We start from the raw sequence: 20,678 nt of genomic DNA, 5'->3' as shown, positions 1-20,678 counted from the left end.
GTTTCGGTGACGGGAAGTCTGGTTTGTGTGGGCGTCGGGATGATGCTCGGTTCGCATCTCACGCCGCTGGCACGCAGCGAAATCGAAGGTGCGGACGTCGTCTTCGTGGCGGTATCCGATGCACTGGTAGAGCGCTGGATCATCGCCATGCACCCGGACGCGCGCAGCCTGCAACCGCTCTATGCCGTGGACAAGCCGCGCACGGAAACCTATGCGCACATGGTCGATGTCATTCTCACAGAGGTAAGGGCCGGGCGACGGGTATGTGCTGTGTTCTACGGCCATCCGGGCATTTTCGTTTCCGCTTCCCATGAGTGCATCCGGCAGGCGCTTGCCGAAGGCTATCCTGCGCATATGGAGCCGGGCATTTCCGCATCGGACTGCCTGTATGCCGATCTCGGCATCGACCCTGGCAGTGTCGGCTGCCAGCATTACGAGGCGACCCAGTTCCTGCTTTATGGTCGTCGCTTCGATACCTCGGCGTGGCTCATCCTGTGGCAGGTCGGCCTCGTGGGTGACGTGACCCTGCGCCAGCGGACGACGGGAAGGGCATACCGACAGGTTCTGGTCGATGTGCTTTGCCAGGACGTGCCGGCAGACCACGAGGTCATTCTTTACCGGGCGCCGGTGCTGCCCGTGGATGGTCCACAGATCATGCGTTTGCCATTGCGCGCGTTGCCGGAGGCCGATTTCGGCACCAGTCATACCCTGGTCATCCCGCCTTGCGCAGATCTCCATGTAAACGCAGGCATCCTGGCTCGCCTGCGGAGGCTGTCGGCCGACGCAGGCACTTGATCGGCTTCACATTCCGGCCGGCCCGGCCAGAAGGCCTACTACTCCCGGCGGCGGTGCAGGCGATATCATCAAGTGGCGATCGTCCTCGAGGGGAGGTGCGACGCGCGGTTGGGCGCCGGGTCGCCGTCGCCCCGGGGATACAAGGGTATATGGGCAATGTCATCGAGTTCCTGGCCCGTGTCGGTCGTGAAGCGTCGCTGCGCCATGCGCGTGGCGACGGGTATGACCGGGCACTGGAGGGGGCGGGATTCGATCCACCTACGGCAGAGGTGCTGAGGGCCCGCGATGGCGCTACCCTTCGCGCATTGCTGGGGCAGCGTGCCTACTTTGAAACGCAGATGGGAGAGGAGCCGCCACCCGACAATGTCGAAGTGCCGCCATCCAGGGAAGAGGAGCCAGGGCATGAGCCATCCACCGATGATCCCGCGCCGGCGGAATCGCCCCAATGACGCCGTGAGGCAACTGGCCTGTCTCTGCTGCCTGGTGGTTGCCGGGTGGCTGGTGCCCGGCGTTGCTGTCCATGCCAGCGACACGCCGGTCACGCCGGCTGCGATGCTGGCCGAGGCCGACGCGGTCAAGACCGGTGATGAAGGGCGCTTCAGTCGCCTGCTTCAAGAGCTTGGCGCGGTGGAGAAGACACTTTCACCGCGAGAGCTTTCGATGCTGCACTTCCTGCGCGGCTGGCGTGCCACGTGGATCGGTGATTACGACACGGGCCGCGCCCTGCTCGAAGATGTGGCCGATAATTCGCCCGACACCGTGCTGCGCTTCCGCGCCACGGCTACGCTGATCAACCTGCTGGGCAACGGGCACCGCTACGAGCAGGCGTTCCAGCGGCTGGCAAAGCTGCAGGAGATGTTGCCTTCCATTCGCGACCACCGGGCACGTTTCCAGGGGCAGGGCGAGGCGTCGCAGTTGCTGAGTTCGGCAGGCCAGGACGAACAGGCCGAAGCTTACGCACGCGCCATGATGGCCGACCCGCCTCCGGGGGAGTCGATCTGCAAGGGGGCCCAGCACCTGATCCGCGCGCGTCGCGAGGGCGGCCATCTGGATGTGCTCGACCCGATGTTCGAAAAGGCCCTGGCCAGCTGCACGGGCCCCAGTGATGAAGTGTTTGCCCATGCGATGCGCTCCGACATCGCGACGTTCTACCTCACGCATGGTCGCCCGGCGGAAGCCGTCAAACTGCTGACCACGTATCGCGATGCCATGCGCGCGCTCAATTATCCGGTGCTTCTGGCCGAGGTCGACGCGACGCTGGCGCAGTCGTATCTGAAGCTGGGGCAATTGCCCGAGGCACGACGTTCGGCAATGTCCGCGGCGTCGGTGGCCATTCGCAACGAATTCACCGATTCACGTCGCATAGCCTATGAAGTGCTGTACCAGGTGGAACAGCGGCTGGGCAACATCAGTGCTGCACTGACCTACCACGAGCAATTCATGGCCGCCGACAAGGCCTACATAGACGATATCAGCGCCCGGAGCCTTGCGTTCCAGATCGTCAACCAGCAATTGCTGGCGCGCAAATCCGAAGTCGATGCGCTCAACAAGCAGAACGAAATTCTTCGGTTGACGGGCGCACTGGCGCGCAAGGACGTGGAAACCGGGCGCCTCTACATCTTCGTGCTGCTGGTGTGCATGGTGGCGATCGGATGGCTTTTGCTTTGGTTGCGGCGCTCCCAGCTGCGCTTCATGAAGCTGGCGCGGCGCGACGGCCTGACCGGCATCAGCAACCGCGAGCATTTCGTCGACCAGTCCGAGCGCGTGCTCGCTTACGGCGCGCGTTCCGACCGTGGCGCCTGCCTGATCCTGTTCGACCTGGATCATTTCAAGAACGTCAACGACACGTACGGGCATGCCGTGGGCGACGAAACGCTGAAGCGGGCCGTGGACGTGTGCAGGCGGGCATTGCATGCCTGTGATGTGTTCGGGCGGCTGGGCGGAGAGGAATTCGCGGTGCTGTTGCCCGATTGCAGTGCCACTCAGGCGCGTGCGCGCGCCGAACAGCTGCGCTTGTCGATCGCCGCCACGTCGGCGACGGAGTCGCTACCCAATCTTCAGGTGACGGCCAGTTTTGGCGTGGCTTCGACCCTGCAATGCGGCTTTGAACTGCACCGTTTGCTGGTGGTGGCCGATGCCGCGCTGTATCGCGCGAAGCGTGCGGGGCGCAATTGCGTCATGGTGGGCGATACGGGGGATATTCCGGATTCGCCTTATGTGCCCAGTGAGGCGCGGGGGTGATGTCGTGGAAATCGGAGCGGTCGCGCGCGAGGCGCGCTCCTACAAGGCTACGAATACCTTGTAGGAGCGCGCCTCGCGCGCGACCGTTACCTGCACAAGGCCACACCCCGGAAGATTCCCAAGCAACACCCATAAAAAAGGCCGCTTTCGCGGCCTTTTTTAACAACCCATCGCAGCTGAAATCAGCGCTGACGAGCCTTGAAACGCGGGTTGCTCTTGCAGATCACGAACACTTTGCCGCGACGGCGCACGACTTTGCAGTCACGGTGACGCGACTTCGCGGACTTCAAAGAGGAAAGCACCTTCACGGCCAGCTCCTGAGATATTGCAGACAAGGAAAAACGAAATTGTAGCGATACTGCGAGGGTCACGCAAGCCCTCGGATTGATTCGTCTTTCATGAGGTGCCGAGAGCGCTGCGGGCCTCGCGTACGGTGCGCAGGAAACTTTCCAGCACGGGAGACGTATTGTCCACGCGACTGGCCACCGCCAGCAACAGATAAGCCTCCGGATCGTCCAGGGCCGCAAAGGTCACGCCTTCCAGCCGCACGGTACGCAGCGAGGCCGGTACAAGCGCCAGGCCGAGCCCTGCGGCCACCAGGGGCAGCAGGGAAGGGATCTGCTGGGCCTCCTGGCGGATATTGGGACGGAAGCGGGCCTTGTCGGCGAGCAGGCTCAGGCGATCGATCAGGGTGGCGGCCTGGCCGCGCGGCGGCGCCACGAAGCGCTCGTTCGCCAGTTCCTCCATGCGCACCGACTCCCGCCCGGACAGGCGATGACGGGCGGGCAGGGCGACCACCAGCGGCTCGTGGTCGATGACTTCGACGTTGAGCTGGCGGGCGTTGGCGATGCCTTCCGGATGAGCGCGGAGCAGGCCCAGGTCCAGCTGTCCACTGAGAATCGCGTCGTACTGGGCCTTGGTGGGCATCTCGCCCAGGTGCAGGCTGACCCCGGGAGCCGATTGCGTGAAGCGGAGCAAGGTTTCCGGCAGGGCAGGATGAAAGGATACGGAGGTGGCATAGGCCAGCTTCAGCTGACCCGTGAATCCGGCGGCTGCCTCGGCCACGACCGTGCGGGCCGTCTCGGCCCGGGCCAGGATGGCCTTGGCCTCGAGCAGGAACAGGCGGCCGGGCTCGGTCAGGGCCACGCGACGGCGGTTGCGGTCCAGCAGGCGCACGCCGAGATCGGCCTCCAGGGCCAGGATTTGCTGGGACAGGGGTGGCTGCGAGATATGCAGGCGCTGGGCGGCCTGGGTAAAGCTCAGGGTTTCCGCTACCTCGATGAAGTAGCGCAGTTGGCGCAGATCGAACATAGTCGATTTTCGTATAAGTGATCGCTGAAAGATATATTGGCGAACATTTCCTAGGAAATCTATGATTCACCTCGACCTACCACCAACCCCTCCCCCTGGGTCGGTAGGTCCCTCGCCCTGCGGCGACGCTAATATCCGGCATCTGGCCTACCTCCCCCCCGAGGCCCATGCTGAGGCGTCTCCCGCAGGGCGACTTTCTTTCCAGGCCCCGGTCGAGAGACCGGGGCTTTTTTGTGCCTGGTGAGTTTGGTGGGGTGTTTTCGGCTTCGCCGGTCGCGCGCAGGCGCGCTCCTACAGGGCGGCTGTCTGCGCGCGACCACAGGATCGCCTTGTAGGAGCGCGCCTCGCGCGCGACCGGTAACCCGGCAGCACACAAAGCACCGCACCACCCGCACCGAAGCCCGGGCGACCCGATCCCTCAGACCTTCGAAACGAAATCGCACTCCGTGCTGGCGCGCACGTGATTCTCGTCCACGTCCGGCGCCAACTCGATCAAGACCAGGCCCTCCGGGGTGACGTCGAACACCGCCAGGTCGGTGATGATGCGGTCGACCACGCCCTTGCCGGTGAGCGGCAGGCTGCATTCCTGCAGGATCTTCGGCGAGCCGTCTTTCGCGGTGTGCTCCATCACCACCACCACGCGCTTCACGCCGGCCACGAGATCCATGGCGCCGCCCATGCCCTTGACCATCTTGCCGGGCACCATCCAGTTGGCGATATCGCCTTCATGGGTGACCTGCATGGCGCCGAGGATCGAGATGTCCACGTGGCCGCCGCGGATCATCGCGAAGGAATCGGCGCTGGAGAAATACGATGCGCCCGGGCGGGCGGTCACGGTCTGCTTGCCGGCGTTGATGAGGTCGGCGTCCACTTCGTCTTCGGTCGGGAAGGGGCCGATGCCGAGCAGGCCGTTTTCGGATTGCAGCCACACGTCCACGCCGTCGGGCAGGTGGTTGGCGACCAGGGTGGGCAGGCCGATGCCGAGGTTCACGTAGTCGCCGTCGGAGAGTTCCAGCGCGGCGCGTTGCGCCATCTGTTCACGGTTCCAGGCCATGGTGGGTCTCCTTCAGGCGCGCACGGTGCGCTGTTCGATGCGCTTGGACGGCGCGGGATTGAGCACGATGCGGTCGACGTAGATGCCCGGGGTATGGATCTGGTCCGGGTCCAGTTCGCCGATGTCCACCATGATTTCCACTTCGGCCACGCAGACCTTGCCCGCCGTGGCGGCCATGGGGTTGAAGTTGCGCGCGGTTTTGCGGAACACGAGGTTGCCCGACGGATCGGCCTTCCACGCCTTGACCAGGGCCACGTCGGCCACGATGGAGCGTTCCATCACGTACATGCTGCCGTCGAACTCGCGGGTTTCCTTGCCCTCGGCCACCTGGGTGCCGTAACCGGTGCGGGTGAAGAAGGCCGGGATGCCGGCACCGCCGGCGCGCAGCTTCTCGGCGAGCGTGCCCTGCGGGGTGAATTCCACTTCCAGCTCGCCGGCCAGGAACTGGCGCTCGAATTCCTTGTTTTCGCCCACGTACGACGAGACCATCTTGCGGATCTGGCGGGTTTCCAGCAGCAGGCCCAGGCCCACGCCGTCGATGCCGGCGTTGTTGGAGACCGCGGTGAGGCCCTTCACGCCCGAGTCGCGCAGCGCCTCGATCAGCAGTTCGGGGATGCCGCAGAGGCCAAAGCCTCCCACGGCGATCGTCTGTCCATCGGCCACGAGGCCAGCCAGCGCCTCGCGGGCGGTGGCGACACGCTTGTCGCGCTTGTGCGACTTCACCTGGTTCATGCGTCCTTCCAGTCCAAATCCGCGCGGTCCGGCCGCCGGTTCGCCGCCCATCATAGCCGACCGTCGTCACATTCCGTGGCTGTCCCCTGGTGCATGGTCGGATGATGGATGGCATTCATTTCCTTACCGAAACCCTCAAGAGGTGACGACGTGGGCAAGCAGAAGATCGGCGTGATCGGCATGGCCGTGATGGGGCGCAACCTGGCCTGGAACATCGAAAGCCGTGGTCACGCGGTATCCATCTACAACCGCACCCAGGCCCGGACGGACGAGGTGATGGCGCAGAGCAAGGGGCGCAGGCTGGTGCCCACCTCCAGCCTGGAAGAGTTCGTGGAGTCGCTGGAGAAGCCGCGCCGCATCCTGCTGATGGTGCAGGCGGGCAAGGGCACCGATGCGGTGATCGAGGAGCTGCGCCCCCTGCTCGACAAGGGTGACATCCTGATCGACGGCGGCAACACCTTCTTCAAGGACACCATCCGGCGCGGCGAGGAGCTGGCGAAGGATGGCCTGCACTTCATCGGCACCGGCGTCTCCGGTGGCGAGGAGGGTGCGCTCAAGGGGCCGTCGATCATGCCCGGCGGCCCGCGCGACGCCTACGACCTCGTGTCGCCGATCCTCACGGAGATCGCCGCGAAGGCGCCGGATGGTGAGCCCTGCGTCACCTGGATCGGCCCGGACGGAGCGGGTCACTACGTGAAGATGGTGCACAACGGTATCGAATACGGCGACATGCAGTTGATCGCAGAAAGTTACGCCGTGCTCAAGCACGTGGCCGGACTGTCCAACGACGATCTGGCGGCGGTCTACCGGGAATGGAACGAAGGCGAGCTGGACAGTTTCCTGATCGAGATCACCGCGAAGATCTTCGCCCGCAAGGACGATCGCACCGGCAAGGCCATGGTCGACGTGATCCTGGACAAGGCAGCGCAGAAAGGCACCGGCAAGTGGACCAGCCAGAGTGCGCTGGACCTGGGCGTGCCGTTGACCCTCATCACCGAGTCGGTCTTCGCGCGCGTGCTTTCGTCGATGAAGGACGAGCGCGTCGAGGCAGGCAAGGCGCTTGCGGGGCCTGCGGGGCCTGCGGATGTGGCGCCCGTGAAGGACACGAAGGCCTTCGTCGAAGCTGTGCGCAAGGCGCTCTACATGAGCAAGATCATTTCCTATGCGCAAGGTTTTGCGCAGTTGCGCGCTGCATCGGAAGAGCACGGATGGAACCTGCACTATGGCGCGATCGCGAAGATCTTCCGGGCCGGCTGCATCATCCGTGCACGCTTCCTGCAAAAAATCACCGATGCCTACGACCTCGATGCGGCATTGAAGAATCTCCTGCTGAGCCCATATTTCCGCGATATCGCGCGGGATTACCAGTCTTCGCTGCGTGACGTGGTTTCCGCCGCCGTGAAGGCGGGGGTTCCGGTACCCGGTTTCTCCGCCGCCATTGCGTACTACGACAGCTACCGGGCACCGGTCTTGCCCGCGAATCTCATCCAGGCCCAGCGCGATTTCTTTGGTGCACACACCTTCGAGCGGGTGGACGAGAAGGGCAGTTTCCATCTGGAATGGGCCACGCCGCAGGCCTGACGCCATGTGGGGACGCGGCCTTGCGCGCCGCGTCCTGCCACATCGGAGCGGAATTGCGTCGCGCTTGCGCAGCATGGTGCTAGCGCTGGTAGCAAACCTCCCTATAGAGTTGGGCAATTCGGCGTTTCGCCGAAAGGAGCGGCGACGGGGCCGCGTCAACGAGGGAGTACGTTGTTCCATGCTCAGAAGTTCGCTGATCGGCGCCACGGCGCTAGCGGTCGCGCTTGCCGGTTGCTCGACGCTGCCGCAGCCAAGCGATGACGGTGCATTGCAGCGCGAAGCCATGGCGGGCACCGAGAAGCCGGCGCCGAAGCCGCGCATCATGCCCAACACCAACCCGACGGCAACGGGCATCGTTCCGCCCCAGATCACCAACGGCACGGGCGAGTTCGTCAAGCCGGTAGGGCTGGCCAAGCCGAAGCCGGCCGCCGAGGGCGCCGGCACCGTGACCTTCAATTTCGAGAACCAGCCGGTCGAGTCGGTGGTGAAGGCCATCCTGGGCGACCTGCTGCACGAGAACTATTCCATCGTGCCGGGCGTGCAGGGCAACGTGTCGTTCTCCACGTCGCAGCCGGTCACCGAGGACCAGGCGCTGCCCATCCTCGAGACGCTGCTGTCCTGGACCAACAATGCGCTGGTACGCACGAACGATCGCTACGTGGTGATGCCCGCGAAAGACGCCGTGCCGGGCAACGTCGTGCCCAGCATGGGCGCCACGGCACCGGTAGGTGGCCTGCAGGCCCGGCTCTATCCCCTGCATTACATCTCGGCCACCGAGATGCAGAAGCTCATCAAGCCCTTTGCCCGGGCCGATGCCACCCTGCTGGCCGACGCCACCCGCAACGTGCTGGTCATGGCCGGCACGAGCAGCGAACTGGAAAACTACGATCGCACGATCAAGACCTTCGACGTGGACTGGCTCAAGGGCATGTCCGTGGGTGTGTTCGCGCTCAAGCGCGCCGAGGTCAAGGACCTCACCCCGACGCTCGACAAGCTTTTCGGCGAGAAGGGCAACACGCCCATGGCCGGCCTGTTGCGCTTCATCCCGATCGAGCGCACCAACTCCCTGGTAGTGATCAGCCCGCAGTCGGAATACCTGGAAGAGGTTAAGGGCTGGATCGACCGTATCGACAGCGGCGGCGGCAACGAGCCAGAACTGTACGTGTACGACGTGCGCAATATCCAGGCCGCCGACCTGGCCGATTACCTTGCGGGCATCTACGGTGGCGGCTCAGGTAGCGGCGGCTCCTCCGATCGTGGCGGCCGTGTCGGCCCGGGGCTGAATTCCGGCACGGTAGGCGGTGACAGCGATCTCGGCAACCGTGGCGGCTCCGGGCTTGGAAGCACGACGGGCTCCTTCGGCAACAGTTCTTCGTCTTCGTCGTCCTTTGGCTCGTCGTCTGGCTCCAGCTCGTTCGGCAGTTCGGGTAGCAACGGATTCGGCAGTTCGTCGAACGGCAGCAGTGGTTCGTCCTATGGCGCGGCGGGTGGCGGCTTTTCGGGCAGTGGCTTCGACGACCTCGATGCCAACCGCAAGCAGCGCAGCGGCCCCATCACCACCGAAGATGGCGTACGCATCACCGCGGTGGACGGCAGCAACCAGCTCATGGTGCGCTGCCGTCCGTCGCAGTGGAACGAGATCGAGCAGGCCATCAAGCGCCTGGATACCGTGCCGCTGCAGGTGCAGATCGAAACCCGCATCCTCGAAGTGAACCTCACGGGTAACTTCCGTTTCGGCGTGCAGTGGTACCTGGAGGGCCTGGCGGGAGGTACCACGACGACGCCGGGACATCCCAGTGAGCGCCAGGTCGCGCTGGGCAATGGCGGACTGACGTATACACCGGACAGTGCCAGCGGTCCGGGTGATTCGTTCTATTACTCCTTCGTCAACAAGAACATTGCTGTCGCACTCAGGGCGATGGAAACCAGCGGCAACACCAAGACGCTATCCGCGCCGTCGCTGGTGGTGATGAACAACCAGAAGGCGCACATCCAAGTCGGCGATCAGATTCCGATCACGCAGACCTTCGTCAATACCAGCGCCAACACCGACAACACGGTGGGCCAGGTGGAATACAAGGACACCGGCGTGATCCTCAACGTGCGTCCGCGCGTGAATCCCGGTGGCCTGGTCTATATGAACATCAGCCAGGTGGTGAGCACGGCGGATACGGCCACGGCAGTCAATGGCAACGTGACGATCCACCAGCGCGAAGTCGCAACCCAGGTAGCGGTTCAGACCGGGCAGACCGTGCTGCTGGGTGGCCTGATCCAGCAGAACGAAGGCACCACGGACACCGGCATCCCCGGTCTCAACCGCATTCCTATCTTCGGCAGGCTTTTCGGCACCACCTCACGCAACCGCAACCGCACCGAGCTGATCGTGCTGATCACCCCGCGCGTGGTCACCAACGGCGAGGAAGCCAAGCAGGTCACGGACGAGTATCAGCAGAAGTTCGAGTCGCTGCGCCCGTTGCTCGAAAGCGCAGCCCCCACGACGCCGGCCCCGGCGAAACTGGGCAGTGGCCAGCCCACCGTGACCGTGCCGAGGCACTGACCCGACCTACCGGCCGAGCGGGTTGGGATACACCAGCTTCGGCCGGTAAGGCTGCACCGAGATGCCCAGGTTGGGGCCCATCCGGTTCTGCAGGCTGCTGGCGTTGTAAAGGCCCAGGGTGTTGCTGGGTCGTTTCGAGATATCGGCGCCCGGGGTTTCTGGTGCCTTGGGCGTCGCTTCCGCCGTCACCAGGCGGGTCAGGCAGCTATAGGAGAGCGCGGCGCTGCCTGCGCTTGCCGGCGACACGCAGCCCTCTGGCGAGGCCGTGGCGCTGACCCCGGGCAACTGCACCACGTGTTGCGCATGAGTCGCCGTGGCGGCCAGCAGAATCGAGCCGATAAATAATTGCCGAATATGCATATGCATGCTCCATGCAGCCGAATGGCCGGATTATGGCGCGCCCCATGGCATCGTGATGTTACGGCAGGCTTGTCATGTTTTCGTAGCCTTTTCTGTCACGAAACATGCGCCGTTGTGTCATTTGCCGCGCCTAGCCTTCGGCCCGAACGAGACCCGTAAGTCCCTGCGCGAGGAATGGCCGTGGCACGCAGCGTTATCGCGCTCGTCGCGTGCATGTTCCTCATTGCGGTGCAGCCATGCATGGCGCAGGACGGGTCCTCGACGGCGAAGCCACAGGGGTCGGATGAAACGCATGCGCCAGCGCGCTTCGACATCGATGCACAACCGCTTGCGAAGGCGTTGCGCGCATTCAGTGAAGCTACTGGCATCGCCGTGCTGTTCGACGATGCGCTGGTCGCATCGCTCTCCACACACGGAGTGCACGGCAATGTCGATCCGCGCGATGCGCTGCGTATCCTCCTCGTGGATACGGGGCTTGAAGCGCAGTTCGCCTCGATGAATGCCTTCACGGTCACCGCAGTCCATGTCTCGCAGCCGGCCGATGGAGAGCCGCCATCCGCGCGGGGTGCGAGCGATGTCGCGCCGGACATCGACGGCACGCGTGCGCAAGCGATCCAGCGTGCCATCGAACATGCGTTGTGCGCCCACAAGAAGACCATGCCTGGCGCCTGGCGCCAGGCCATGCAGCTCTGGGTCGATGACGGGGGCGCCATCGTCGAGGTCGCTGCCCTGGCACCGTCCGGCAATGACGATCGCGATGCGATGGTGGTGCAGGCACTGATGGGCGTGCACTTGCCATCGGTGACCCGCCGTTTCAATCCTGTGACAGTCCTGGTCGCGCCGTCGCCCGATGGGGCCCGGCGTTGCACGGGAGGCGGCTGACGTGGAGACGTCCCTCCTGGGAGTGTTCCTCGACAACTACGACGATTTTCGTCGACGGCTGCGCAGACGCCTGCGCTCGGACGACCTCGTGGATGACGTCATGCAGGAGACTTACCTGCGCGTGGAAAAGCTCGGGCCCACGGAAGCCCGTGCCACGCATCCCACGGGCTACCTGTTTCGCATGGCGCTGAACATGGCCGTGGACCATCACCGGTCCCACGGCCGCCTGCTGACGGGCGAAGAGGTGGATGACCTGATCCAGTCGGTGGACGATCCACTGGACCCTCAGGCCGTGCTCGCCTCCCGGCAGGATCTGGAAGCGCTGTCCCACGCACTCGATGCACTCACTCGCCGGCAGCGCGAAATCCTCATTGCCGCGCGTATCGATGAACTGCCGCAGGCCGATATCGCGGCCCGTTTCGGTATCTCGGTGAGGATGGTCGGCAAGGAACTGAAAAAAGCACTCGATACTTGTGCCGAAAAAGTGGGACGTAAGTCCGTTCAGCGGTTCGGTCCCGGTGCCGGAGAACCGTCATGACGGATATGGAGACGACCACCAGCCACGAGAGCGAGCGCCAGGCGCGTGCCTGGCTCGTACACCTGACGTCGGGCACGGCGACCACCGAGGACGGTGAGGCCTTCCGGCGCTGGTGCCTTGCCAGTCCGCAGCATGCCGAGGCGTTCGCGCATGCGCGACGCCTGTGGGAGGACCTGGGTCCTGCCATCGAGCACCGGAACCGCACGCCCGGCCGGGGTGATCGTCCCGCGCCCCGGCATGGCGTGCGCATGGGGCGTCGCATGTTCATCAGCACCGCCGTCACCGCCTCGGTGGCTGCCATCGCCTTCGTGCGCTATGGCCTGGGTGCGGGTGTCATGGGGAGCGAGCCGGGGTTGCGTACCGCGGTGGGTGAACAGAAAGAGGTCCAGGTCAGCCACGGCGTGGACGTTGAACTGAATACGGATACCGCCATCGGCCTGAACAAGTCCGCAGGCCATGTCACGGGGATGCGCCTGCGCGAAGGCGAGGCCATGGTCCGTATCGATGCGGCACGCGCCGCGCCGTTCGTCGTCGAACTCGACGACGCACGTGTCCTTTCGTCGCCGGGAGCCTCCTTCGCAGTACGTTGTGTCGACGGCGTGTCGTCGGTGACCTGCCTTGATGGAGAGACGGTGCTGGAGCGCGGCGTCGCCAGGACACTGGTAAAGCCTTCGCAGCAGGTAGCGCTCGATGCCTCGGGCATGACGCAGCCGGTGGCAGTCAATCCCGACACGGCCTTCGCCTGGCGCCAGCGCGTACTCATCTACGACAACCAGCCGCTGGCGGATGTCGTCGCCGATATCAATCGCTACCGCCACGGGCGCATCGTGATCACCGATCGCGCGCTGGGCGAGCGTCGTGTGCATGCACGTTTCACGCTCGACCAGATGGCGGATGTCGCATCGCTCATCCATGACGCCTATGGCGCGCACGTTACACATCTTCCTGGTGACTGGGTGTTGCTGAGCTGACAGGGAAGGAACCGCTGGAACGATGAATTTTTCGTGACAACGGTTCAGTGCCACCCGCGCCCAGGCGTCTTGTGGGCAAACGGATCGACAGGGGAAGTTTTCAAGTGGCTACACGAGCAGCACGGGTGAGCGCATGATGCGTGTCACGACCTCGCGGGGCGCGCGCGCCCTTGCGCTGGCCATCGCAGCCGCCATCGCCGGCGCTGCATCTGCCCAGGAAGCGCCGACCTCCTTCGACGTGAACGAATACGTCGTCGATGGCAACACCACGCTGCAGGCGCTGGACATCGAGACGGCCGTGTATCCGTTCCTTGGTCCCGGCAAGTCGATGACCGACGTCGGCGGTGCGCGCGATGCACTGCAGAAGGTCTACCAGGCGCACGGCTTCCAGTCGGTCGTGGTGGATATTCCGCCGCAGCAGGTGAAGGACGGCGTGATCCGTCTCCAGGTCACCGAGAATGCCATCGGCCGCGTGCGTGTCGAAGGCGCGACCTATCGTTCGCCGAAGGACATCCGCGATGCGGTGCCTGCGCTGAAAGAGGGCGAGGTGCCCAATTTCGCACAGGCACAGAAGGAGCTGACCAACGTCAACCGAAAGGGCGGCAGCCAGGTCGTGCCGGTGCTCACGCCGGGCAAGCTGCCGCAGACCATGGACGTGACGCTCAAGGTCACTGATACAGCGCCCTGGCACGGCAGCGTCGAGGTAAACAACGACCATAGCGTCAACACGCCCGAGCTTCGCACCATTGCCAGCGTGCGCAACGACAACCTGTTCCAGGACGGCCAGGCGGCATCCATTACCTATATCGTGGCGCCGCAGGACAGGAACGCGGCAGAAGTGTGGGCAGGTTCGTATCTCGTGCCGCTGGGTGGCGACTGGAGCGTGCTGGCATCGGGCTATAAATCGAACAGCAATGCCAACTCCGTCGGTGGCAGCACCGTACTGGGCAAGGGCAATGCCTATGGCTTTACCTTCCTGCGCAACCTGCCATCTCACGAAACCTATTCGCAGTCGCTGGCCATCGGCGTCACGCGCAAGCATTTCGACCAGAACATCACGCTTGGCACGGATACGTCCAAGGCGCCGGTAACCTACATACCCCTGTCGATCACCTACCAGGGGCAGTCTTACGGCGAAAAGTCCAATAGTGGCATTTCGCTGGGTGCCACGGCGGGTTTTCGCGTGGGCGGAAGCAGTTCCGAAGCCTTCGACACCCAGCGTTATCGCGCCCGGGCGAACTTCCTCTACGTCAAGGCCGAAGGCAACCACGTGCGCAACTTCGCCGATGGCTTCAGCCTGGCGGGGCGCCTGGCAGTGCAGCTTGCAACGACATCGCTCATTTCCAGCGAGCAGTTCGCGGCAGGCGGCCAGAGTACGGTGCGCGGCTACCTGGAAGCGGAGCAGACCGCGGATCACGGCGCCATCGCATCACTGGAGTTGCGCACGCCGTCCCTCGCCTCGCACATCGGCCAGTGGATGAACGACTGGCGTTTCCACGCGTTCGTCGATGGCGCACACCTCGTGCTCATGAATGCGCTGCCGTCTCTTGTCGACCAGAAGGATGCGTCGAAGGGAAGCACGCGCAAGACCAGCTACGACCTGTCCAGCGTGGGTCTCGGCACCCGCTTCCAGATTTTCAACATCGTCACCGGCGCGTTCGAAGTGGCCTATCCGTTCCAGAACAGCCAGAACACGCGCGCGCACGACACCCGCATCCATTTCTCTCTCAAGGCAGACCTCTGACCGGCAGGTCGGACCACAGACATCCAGGGGTATTACCGTGAATCGATTTTTGTTACTGACCTGCTTGCTGTTCCTCGGCTTCGTGCCGATGGCACACGCCGACGCCTCGTGGTGGAACCAGGACTTCTCCTTCCGCAAGGCGATCACCCTCGACACCACGGCGAAGGGAGCGGCCGTGAGCGCCGCGCCTGGTCGCACGCCGGTCCTGTTGCGCCTGCATTCGGGCAACTTCACTTTCGACGGTGTCTCGGAGACCGGTGCCGACATTCGCTTCGTCGCCGCCGATGACAAGACGCCGCTGAATTACCAGATCGAGAGCTTCGACCCGGTGCTTGGCGTTGCCCTGATCTGGGTGGACGTGCCGCAGCTGGCCGCCGACGCACAGCAGCAGATCTGGATGTACTACGGCAACCCGAAGGCGCAGGGGGGCGACAAGGGTGCTGCGGCGTATGACGCTGATTACGCCGCCGTCTACCACTTCGAAGACGCTGCCGGTACGCCGCCGCACGACGCAACGGCGTACGGCAACAACGCCGTGGGCAACGACGTCGCCACCGTGGATGGCGTGATCGGCAAGTCGGCGCGCTTCGATGGCAGCAAGGTGGTGAACCTGCCAGGTAGCGTGTCGATGAACGTCGCCGAAGGCGGTGCCTTCACGTTCAGCGCCTGGGTGAAGCTCGATGCGCTGCCGGCCGGTCGTGCCGTCGTCTATGCCCGCCGCCAGGCGGAGCACAAGCTGCTGCTTGGTTTCGACAATGGCGTGCCCTTCGTGCAGGTCGATGACGCGACCACCACCGCTGGTGAGCCCGTGAAGGCGGGCGCATGGTTGCATCTGGCCGTGACGGCGGCCGACAACAAGATCCAGCTGTACGTGGATGGCCGCCCCTACGCCTCGCTGGATGCGAAGCTCCCCGCGCTGACCAGCCAGGCCACCCTCGGCGGCGACGCTGCCGGCCAGACCGACACCGTCGTACCCTTCGCCGGACAGATGGATGAAGTGCGCCTGTCGCGGGTTGCCCGCCCGGCCGCGCTGATCGCGCTGGATGCGCAGACCCAGGGCGCCGAATCCAAGCTGCTGAACTACGGTGCCGACGAGAAGCAGGCCGGTATCGGTTTCGGTTACTTCGGTGTCATCGTCAAGTCGGTCACGGTCGATGCATGGGTGGTGATCGCCATCCTGCTGGTCATGGCGGCGATTTCGTGGGTCGTGATGTGGCAGCGTGCCGCCTACGTCAATCGCGTGACCCGCGCCAATGACAACTTCCTCGACGCCTTCCGCCAGCAGGGCCGCAACATCCTTGCGCTGTCCCGCGATCCGACGGCGTCGCGTCTTCAGGATGCTTCGCTGTATCGCCTCTACAAGGTCGGCGCCGGCGAAGTATGGAGCCGCCGAGACGACGACGGTCACGACCATATCGCTCCGGAGTCGATCGAGGCCATCCGCGCCACGATGGACGCGACGCTGGTGCGCGAGAACCAGCGCCTGGCCAAGTCGATGGTGATGCTCACCATCGCTATCTCCGGCGGCCCGTTCCTGGGACTGCTCGGTACCGTGGTTGGCGTGATGATCACCTTCGCTGCGATTGCGGCGGCCGGCGACGTCAACGTCAACGCCATCGCGCCGGGTATCGCCGCCGCGCTGCTTGCCACCGTGGCAGGCCTGTTCGTCGCGATTCCCGCACTGTTTGGCTACAACTACCTGCTGATCCGCAACAAGAACGTCACCGCGAACATGCAGGTGTTCGTGGACGAGTTCGTGACGCGACTGGCTGAGCAGCAGCGCACCGTCCACCCATCCGCCGTGGCGGCCTGAGGTCCGGATCATGCGCGCCCAAGACGAAGACAAGCCGTACGACGACATCAACATCACGCCGATGCTCGACCTGGCGTACGTGTTGCTGGTGATCTTCATCATCATGACCACCGCCTCGGTGCAGGGCATCAAGGTGAACCTGCCCAAGGCCAGTGCGGCGGTGAGCATGGCCAAACCGCAGACCAAGGCCATCACCATCTCGGACTCGGGGCAGATCTTCCTCGATGCCTATCCCGTGACGCTGAGCGAGCTGGAAGACCGCCTGCGCTCGCTGAAGGCGTTGAATCCGGACTTCCCGGTGGTGGTAAAGGGCGATTCCACGGTCCAGTACCAGAAGGTGATGGACATCCTCGATCTGCTGCGCCGGGTGGACCTGCCTCAGGTCGGTCTGGTCACCGGCAAACCGGCGAAGGACTGAGCGCGTGAGTCCGAACGATTCCCGTCGCGCTCCACCTCGCCGCTGGCTCGGTCCGGCGGTCGGTGTCGTTGCGTTGTTGCTGGTGGGTGCGCTGATCTGGCACTTCTCCAGCAGCCGCGTGGGCGTACGCCGCGAGGCACCGCGCGTGGCGACGATCACGCCGTTGCCGCCTCCGCCACCGCCACCCAAGGAAAAGCCGCCGGAGCCCAGGAAGACCGAAGAACCCAAGCCCGTGGAGGAAAAGCCCACTGAAGTGCCGCAGAAGCCGGTGGACGCACCCAAGACCAGCAACGATGTTGCGAAGCAGGTGACGATCAACGGCGACGCGCAGGCTGGCAGCGATGCCTTCAACATCGGCGCCGGTTCCGGTGGCGGCATGGTCGGTTCCGGTGGCGGCAATGGCACCGGTACCGGCAGTTACGACCAGTACCTGGGCTATGCGATCCAGCAGGCGATCCAGCGCGACGACAGGGTCAACCGCCTGGTGTTCGAGGTGCGCGCGGATATCTGGCTGGACGCCGACGGCAGGCTCACCCGTGTCGAACTGGCCGGTCCCAGCGGCAATACCCATACCGACGAGGCGCTGCTCGAAGTCCTGCGCTCGATGCCGCGCATCGACGTCGCACCGCCTTCCTCGCTGCGCTTCCCCCTGCGCATCGCCATCCGCGGGAAACGCCCCGTATGACGACTGCCACGCCCAATCTTTCGTATACCCGGAGAGTTTTCATGACCATCGGAAAGGCCCGCCATCGTCCCGCGCGAGCCATGCTGGCCCTGACCATCGGTCTGGCCCTGTGCGCCGGAGCCGCGCATGCGCAGAGCGCTCCTTCGGACAACGCCACGATCAACCTGGTGCGCCTGCTCGTGAAGCGCGGCGTGCTCACCCAGGCCGATGCCGACGGCCTGATCGCCCAGGCCAACAGCGAGGCCGCGCAGGCGCAGAAGCTGGCTGGTACGGCCAATGCGGCACCGGCCACGCCCGGCCAGGTCCGCGTGACCTATGTACCGGAAGTGGTGCGCAACCAGATCAAGGACGAACTGCGCCAGGAAGTGGTGGCGCAGGCAAAGAGCGAGCGCTGGGCCGAACCGGGCAAGCTGCCCGAATGGCTCGACAGGGTCACCTGGACCGGCGACATGCGCGTGCGCGACGAGTTCCATTACTACGACAAGAGCAATGCGGCTCCGGTGGTGGACTTCGCCCAGCTCAACCGCACCGGCCCCTACGATCTCAACGGCCGCGTGCCGCCGCCGCTGCTGAACACCCGCGAGAACCGCACCAACTCCATGCGCATCATGGCGCGCTTCGGCATGCTGCTGAACCTCGGCGATTCGGTCACCGCAGGTATCCGCCTGGGATCGGGCAACATCAATGACCCGGTGTCCACCACCCAGACCCTGGGCGGTGGCCTGACCAAGAAGAACATCTGGCTCGACCAGGCATGGATCGCATGGAAACCCACCGACTGGGCGAAGGTGGTGGCCGGTCGCATGCAGAATCCGTTCATGAGCACGAACCTGGTGTTCGCCGATCATCTCAACTTCGACGGCGTGGCCGGCAAGTTCGACGTGCCGTTCAACGACGAATTCCGCGGCTTTGCCACGGCGGGCCTGTTCCCGTTCGATTACCAGTCCGACGACTTTCCCTCGTCGGCCGGCGTGAAGAATGCCAGCCGCGACAAGTGGCTGACGGCCGCGCAGATCGGCGGTGCCTGGAAGTTCAGCGAAGACGCCGAGTGGAAGCTCGCCCTGGCGTACTATCGATTCGACAAGCTGCGTGGCGAGCTGTCGTCGCCGTGCTCGATCTACCTGGGCGTGGACTACTGCAGCACGGACGCGACGCGCCCGACCTTCATGCAGAAGGGCAACTCGCTGTTCCTGATCCGCAATATCGTGCCTGACCCGAGTGCACCGACGGGCTATGCGCAGCCCCAGTTCGTGGGCCTCGTGTACGACTATCACGTCGCCAATGCCAATACGCAGCTCGACCTGAAGGTGGCCGATACGCCGCTTCGTCTTGAAGGCGATTACGTGCGCAACATGGCGTATCACCGCAAGGACGCATTCCGCCCCGACGTTGGCGTGTCGCGACTGGTCAATAACTTCGGTGCCGGCGACTTCACGGCCGACAATTACAAGAGCGGTCCCGTGGGCTGGATGCTGCGTGCGACCCTGGGCAATCCCGATCCCAGCGGTGCGGGCGACTGGAATGCCAGCGTTGCTTACAAATACCTCCAGCCGGATGCCACGGTGGACGGCCTGAACGATCCGGACTTCCGCCTGGGCGGCACCAACGCCAAGGGCTTCATCCTGAGCGGTAGCTACGGTGTGTCGAAGTTTGCATGGCTCACGGCGCGCTACCTCAACGCCCGCCAGGTTTTCGGTGCGCCGCTGGCCATCGATGTCTTCCAGCTCGAAATGAATGCGCGATTCTGAGGAGGCGACATGAAACGCAAGCTTATCGCCATGGTGCTGTTGTCGATCGTGCCCACCGCGTTCGCGCAGACCGCCAGTCTGGAATCCCGCTTGCGTGACCAGCTGCGGGACACCCGCACGCAGTTGCAGTCGTTGCAGGCAGAACAGTCGCAATGGGCGGCCGAGAAGGCCGCACTGGAAAAAGAGAGGGATGCCGCGAAGCAGGATGCGGAGACGGCACGCACGGAGGCGAAGAAGGCGATAGGGATGTCCCCGGAGGCGTCGCGCGCCATCGCGGCCGAACGGCAGCGCAGGGAAGAGGTCGAGGCCAGCTTGCAGAAAGGAAAGGCGCAGACGGAGTCTTCCGCGCTGGCGTTGCGCACGGCGGAGACCGAGCGGGCGCGCCTGGCGAAGGAACTGGACACCGCGAAAGGGCAGGTGGATGCCTGCACCGCGCGCAACGTGCAGATGTATCGCGTAGGCCAGGACGTGATCTCGGCCTACGAAAAGCTGGACATGGGTGATGTGCTGGCCTCCCGACAGCCGTTCGCGGCGAAGGCCCGCGTCAGGTTGGAAACGGCCGCCCAGTCCTTTGGCGACCGCCTTTACGAACAGCGTTTCGATCCGCGTGCGGGGCAGGCAGCTGCCTCCCCATGAACCCGGACCCTTCAGCCCAGTGGTTGGGCGCAACGGACTGTAAAGGAAACCGCAATGGACAGGGACGTCCCCTCCCGTCGTCATGGTGCAACGAGGCCAAGCGTGTATCACGACCATGAGCTTGACAGCATGCCGGACTACCGGGCGCAACGGCCGCGATTGTCGCGCGGCCGCGCCGAGGTCGATGCGCGGGTCTGCGGCATGAGCTGCATGAACGCGCTGGCGGAGATGCTGAGGCAACTCTACGCGGCACGCCAGGGCCGGCAGGCCGACGTGCTGATGGATCGCTGCTCGCGCGACGCACTGGAGGAATTGCTGGGCGAATCGTCGGCGTTCCTCGGTTCGCGCGTGCGCTATGCGGTGGCGGATCGTCTGCGCCATCGCAAGCCGCACCTGGACGATGCGGCATTGCCGACGATCCGGGCGATCGCCAGCGTGCTCAATGCGTGGCTGCACGACGGGCGCCGGCTGGCGATCCGCACGGTGCTGCGTGAACTCAGCGAGGCCGAGCTCAGGGAGCTGGCCGCGCTACCCGAACTGAACGATGAAGTGGCGTCGATGACAGGGGATTTCGCGGGCGGAAGCCCCCTGTAGCCCACGCCGATATACCTG

General features: G+C 64.5%; 20 protein-coding genes. 15 read left to right on the top strand and 5 right to left on the bottom strand.

The genetic code is table 11. The annotated features are described in order from the left end of the window. Positions 1-39 precede the first annotated feature (39 nt). The 3 genes from KR767_RS18545 (at position 40) to KR767_RS18535 (ending at position 3,036) form a co-directional block, all read left to right on the top strand. On the top strand, positions 40-795 hold the full coding sequence (locus KR767_RS18545; RefSeq protein ID WP_250877368.1) for an SAM-dependent methyltransferase: 756 nt from the start codon (positions 40-42) through the stop codon (positions 793-795). A 149-nt stretch (positions 796-944) separates the two neighbouring features. Beyond that, the gene (locus tag KR767_RS18540) at positions 945-1,244 is read left to right on the top strand and encodes a hypothetical protein (RefSeq protein WP_166946881.1); all 300 of its coding nucleotides are present in this window, start codon (positions 945-947) and stop codon (positions 1,242-1,244) included. After that, positions 1,198-3,036 (top strand): tetratricopeptide repeat-containing diguanylate cyclase, encoded by a 1,839-nt coding sequence (locus KR767_RS18535; protein ID WP_250877367.1) that lies wholly within the window; start codon positions 1,198-1,200, stop codon positions 3,034-3,036. The genes KR767_RS18540 and KR767_RS18535 overlap by 47 nt, the downstream gene beginning before the upstream one ends. A 182-nt stretch (positions 3,037-3,218) precedes the next feature. On the opposite strand, the gene ykgO is transcribed toward KR767_RS18535, so the two are convergent. From ykgO to KR767_RS18515, 4 genes are all read right to left on the bottom strand, one after another. After that, positions 3,219-3,344: a type B 50S ribosomal protein L36 gene (gene ykgO, locus KR767_RS18530; protein WP_029213509.1), complete on the bottom strand. Its 126-nt coding sequence runs from the start codon at positions 3,342-3,344 to the stop codon at positions 3,219-3,221. Positions 3,345-3,432: 88 nt separating this feature from the next. Further along, entirely contained in the window at positions 3,433-4,347 is a 915-nt protein-coding gene (locus KR767_RS18525) for a LysR substrate-binding domain-containing protein (protein WP_166946879.1), read from the bottom strand. 418 nt (positions 4,348-4,765) lie between these two features. Next, positions 4,766-5,401, bottom strand: coding sequence for a CoA transferase subunit B (locus tag KR767_RS18520; protein ID WP_250877366.1), 636 nt, complete (start codon positions 5,399-5,401; stop codon positions 4,766-4,768). A gap of 12 nt (positions 5,402-5,413) precedes the next feature. Continuing rightward, positions 5,414-6,133, bottom strand: a complete 720-nt coding sequence (locus KR767_RS18515) for a CoA transferase subunit A (protein ID WP_250877365.1) — start codon at positions 6,131-6,133, stop codon at positions 5,414-5,416. Between the two features lie 108 nt (positions 6,134-6,241). On the opposite strand from KR767_RS18515, the gene gndA reads away from it, so the two are divergent. Together gndA and gspD are read left to right on the top strand one after the other, a co-directional pair. After that, a complete protein-coding gene (gndA, locus tag KR767_RS18510; RefSeq protein WP_250877364.1) occupies positions 6,242-7,714 on the top strand; it encodes an NADP-dependent phosphogluconate dehydrogenase in 1,473 nt (490 codons plus the stop codon). Between the two features lie 178 nt (positions 7,715-7,892). Further along, positions 7,893-10,271 (top strand): type II secretion system secretin GspD, encoded by a 2,379-nt coding sequence (gspD, locus tag KR767_RS18505; protein WP_250877363.1) that lies wholly within the window; start codon positions 7,893-7,895, stop codon positions 10,269-10,271. 6 nt (positions 10,272-10,277) lie between these two features. Here the strand turns inward: gspD and KR767_RS18500 are convergent, their stop codons facing one another. Beyond that, on the bottom strand, positions 10,278-10,631 hold the full coding sequence (locus KR767_RS18500) for a hypothetical protein (RefSeq protein WP_250877362.1): 354 nt from the start codon (positions 10,629-10,631) through the stop codon (positions 10,278-10,280). A gap of 180 nt (positions 10,632-10,811) precedes the next feature. Between KR767_RS18500 and KR767_RS18495 the strand changes: the two genes are divergently transcribed. From KR767_RS18495 to KR767_RS18450, 10 genes are all read left to right on the top strand, one after another. Continuing rightward, positions 10,812-11,513: an STN domain-containing protein gene (locus tag KR767_RS18495; protein WP_250877361.1), complete on the top strand. Its 702-nt coding sequence runs from the start codon at positions 10,812-10,814 to the stop codon at positions 11,511-11,513. A gap of 1 nt (position 11,514) precedes the next feature. Then, positions 11,515-12,051: an RNA polymerase sigma factor gene (locus KR767_RS18490; protein WP_250877360.1), complete on the top strand. Its 537-nt coding sequence runs from the start codon at positions 11,515-11,517 to the stop codon at positions 12,049-12,051. After that, positions 12,048-13,022 (top strand): FecR family protein, encoded by a 975-nt coding sequence (locus tag KR767_RS18485; protein ID WP_250877359.1) that lies wholly within the window; start codon positions 12,048-12,050, stop codon positions 13,020-13,022. Before KR767_RS18490 ends, KR767_RS18485 begins: the two co-directional genes overlap by 4 nt. A 133-nt stretch (positions 13,023-13,155) precedes the next feature. Continuing rightward, the gene (locus KR767_RS18480) at positions 13,156-14,766 is read left to right on the top strand and encodes a ShlB/FhaC/HecB family hemolysin secretion/activation protein (RefSeq protein WP_166946871.1); all 1,611 of its coding nucleotides are present in this window, start codon (positions 13,156-13,158) and stop codon (positions 14,764-14,766) included. 37 nt (positions 14,767-14,803) lie between these two features. Continuing rightward, a complete protein-coding gene (locus KR767_RS18475; RefSeq protein WP_250877358.1) occupies positions 14,804-16,579 on the top strand; it encodes a DUF2341 domain-containing protein in 1,776 nt (591 codons plus the stop codon). Between the two features lie 10 nt (positions 16,580-16,589). Beyond that, a complete protein-coding gene (locus tag KR767_RS18470) occupies positions 16,590-16,997 on the top strand; it encodes an ExbD/TolR family protein (protein ID WP_166946870.1) in 408 nt (135 codons plus the stop codon). A 4-nt stretch (positions 16,998-17,001) separates the two neighbouring features. Then, on the top strand, positions 17,002-17,682 hold the full coding sequence (locus KR767_RS18465) for an energy transducer TonB family protein (RefSeq protein WP_250877357.1): 681 nt from the start codon (positions 17,002-17,004) through the stop codon (positions 17,680-17,682). 41 nt (positions 17,683-17,723) lie between these two features. After that, positions 17,724-19,430: a putative porin gene (locus KR767_RS18460; RefSeq protein ID WP_250877356.1), complete on the top strand. Its 1,707-nt coding sequence runs from the start codon at positions 17,724-17,726 to the stop codon at positions 19,428-19,430. Positions 19,431-19,439: 9 nt separating this feature from the next. Beyond that, positions 19,440-20,066 carry a hypothetical protein gene (locus tag KR767_RS18455; RefSeq protein WP_250877355.1) on the top strand — a complete coding sequence of 209 codons (627 nt, stop codon included), beginning with the start codon at positions 19,440-19,442 and terminating at the stop codon, positions 20,064-20,066. Positions 20,067-20,120: 54 nt separating this feature from the next. After that, the gene (locus tag KR767_RS18450; RefSeq protein ID WP_250877354.1) at positions 20,121-20,660 is read left to right on the top strand and encodes a hypothetical protein; all 540 of its coding nucleotides are present in this window, start codon (positions 20,121-20,123) and stop codon (positions 20,658-20,660) included. Positions 20,661-20,678 lie beyond the last annotated feature (18 nt).

Source organism: Luteibacter anthropi, assembly GCF_023699965.1.
GTDB lineage: Bacteria > Pseudomonadota > Gammaproteobacteria > Xanthomonadales > Rhodanobacteraceae > Luteibacter > Luteibacter anthropi.
Note: the sequence above shows the minus strand (reverse complement) of the source record. Positions and strands in the feature narration are given on the sequence as shown.

Bases quoted from the DNA above. Each gene is read 5' to 3' on its own strand.
- KR767_RS18535 (WP_250877367.1), top strand. From the start codon at position 1,198: ATGAGCCATCCACCGATGATCCCGCGCCGGCGGAATCGCCCCAATGAC.
- KR767_RS18520 (WP_250877366.1), bottom strand. From the start codon at position 5,401: ATGGCCTGGAACCGTGAACAGATGGCGCAACGCGCCGCGCTGGAACTC.
- KR767_RS18460 (WP_250877356.1), top strand. From the start codon at position 17,724: ATGACCATCGGAAAGGCCCGCCATCGTCCCGCGCGAGCCATGCTGGCC.
- KR767_RS18450 (WP_250877354.1), top strand. From the start codon at position 20,121: ATGGACAGGGACGTCCCCTCCCGTCGTCATGGTGCAACGAGGCCAAGC.
- KR767_RS18455 (WP_250877355.1), top strand. From the start codon at position 19,440: ATGAAACGCAAGCTTATCGCCATGGTGCTGTTGTCGATCGTGCCCACC.
- gspD (WP_250877363.1), top strand. From the start codon at position 7,893: ATGCTCAGAAGTTCGCTGATCGGCGCCACGGCGCTAGCGGTCGCGCTT.
- KR767_RS18545 (WP_250877368.1), top strand. From the start codon at position 40: ATGATGCTCGGTTCGCATCTCACGCCGCTGGCACGCAGCGAAATCGAA.
- KR767_RS18540 (WP_166946881.1), top strand. From the start codon at position 945: ATGGGCAATGTCATCGAGTTCCTGGCCCGTGTCGGTCGTGAAGCGTCG.
- KR767_RS18485 (WP_250877359.1), top strand. From the start codon at position 12,048: ATGACGGATATGGAGACGACCACCAGCCACGAGAGCGAGCGCCAGGCG.
- KR767_RS18470 (WP_166946870.1), top strand. From the start codon at position 16,590: ATGCGCGCCCAAGACGAAGACAAGCCGTACGACGACATCAACATCACG.
- KR767_RS18500 (WP_250877362.1), bottom strand. From the start codon at position 10,631: ATGCATATTCGGCAATTATTTATCGGCTCGATTCTGCTGGCCGCCACG.
- gndA (WP_250877364.1), top strand. From the start codon at position 6,242: ATGGCATTCATTTCCTTACCGAAACCCTCAAGAGGTGACGACGTGGGC.
- KR767_RS18525 (WP_166946879.1), bottom strand. From the start codon at position 4,347: ATGTTCGATCTGCGCCAACTGCGCTACTTCATCGAGGTAGCGGAAACC.
- KR767_RS18480 (WP_166946871.1), top strand. From the start codon at position 13,156: ATGATGCGTGTCACGACCTCGCGGGGCGCGCGCGCCCTTGCGCTGGCC.
- KR767_RS18515 (WP_250877365.1), bottom strand. From the start codon at position 6,133: ATGAACCAGGTGAAGTCGCACAAGCGCGACAAGCGTGTCGCCACCGCC.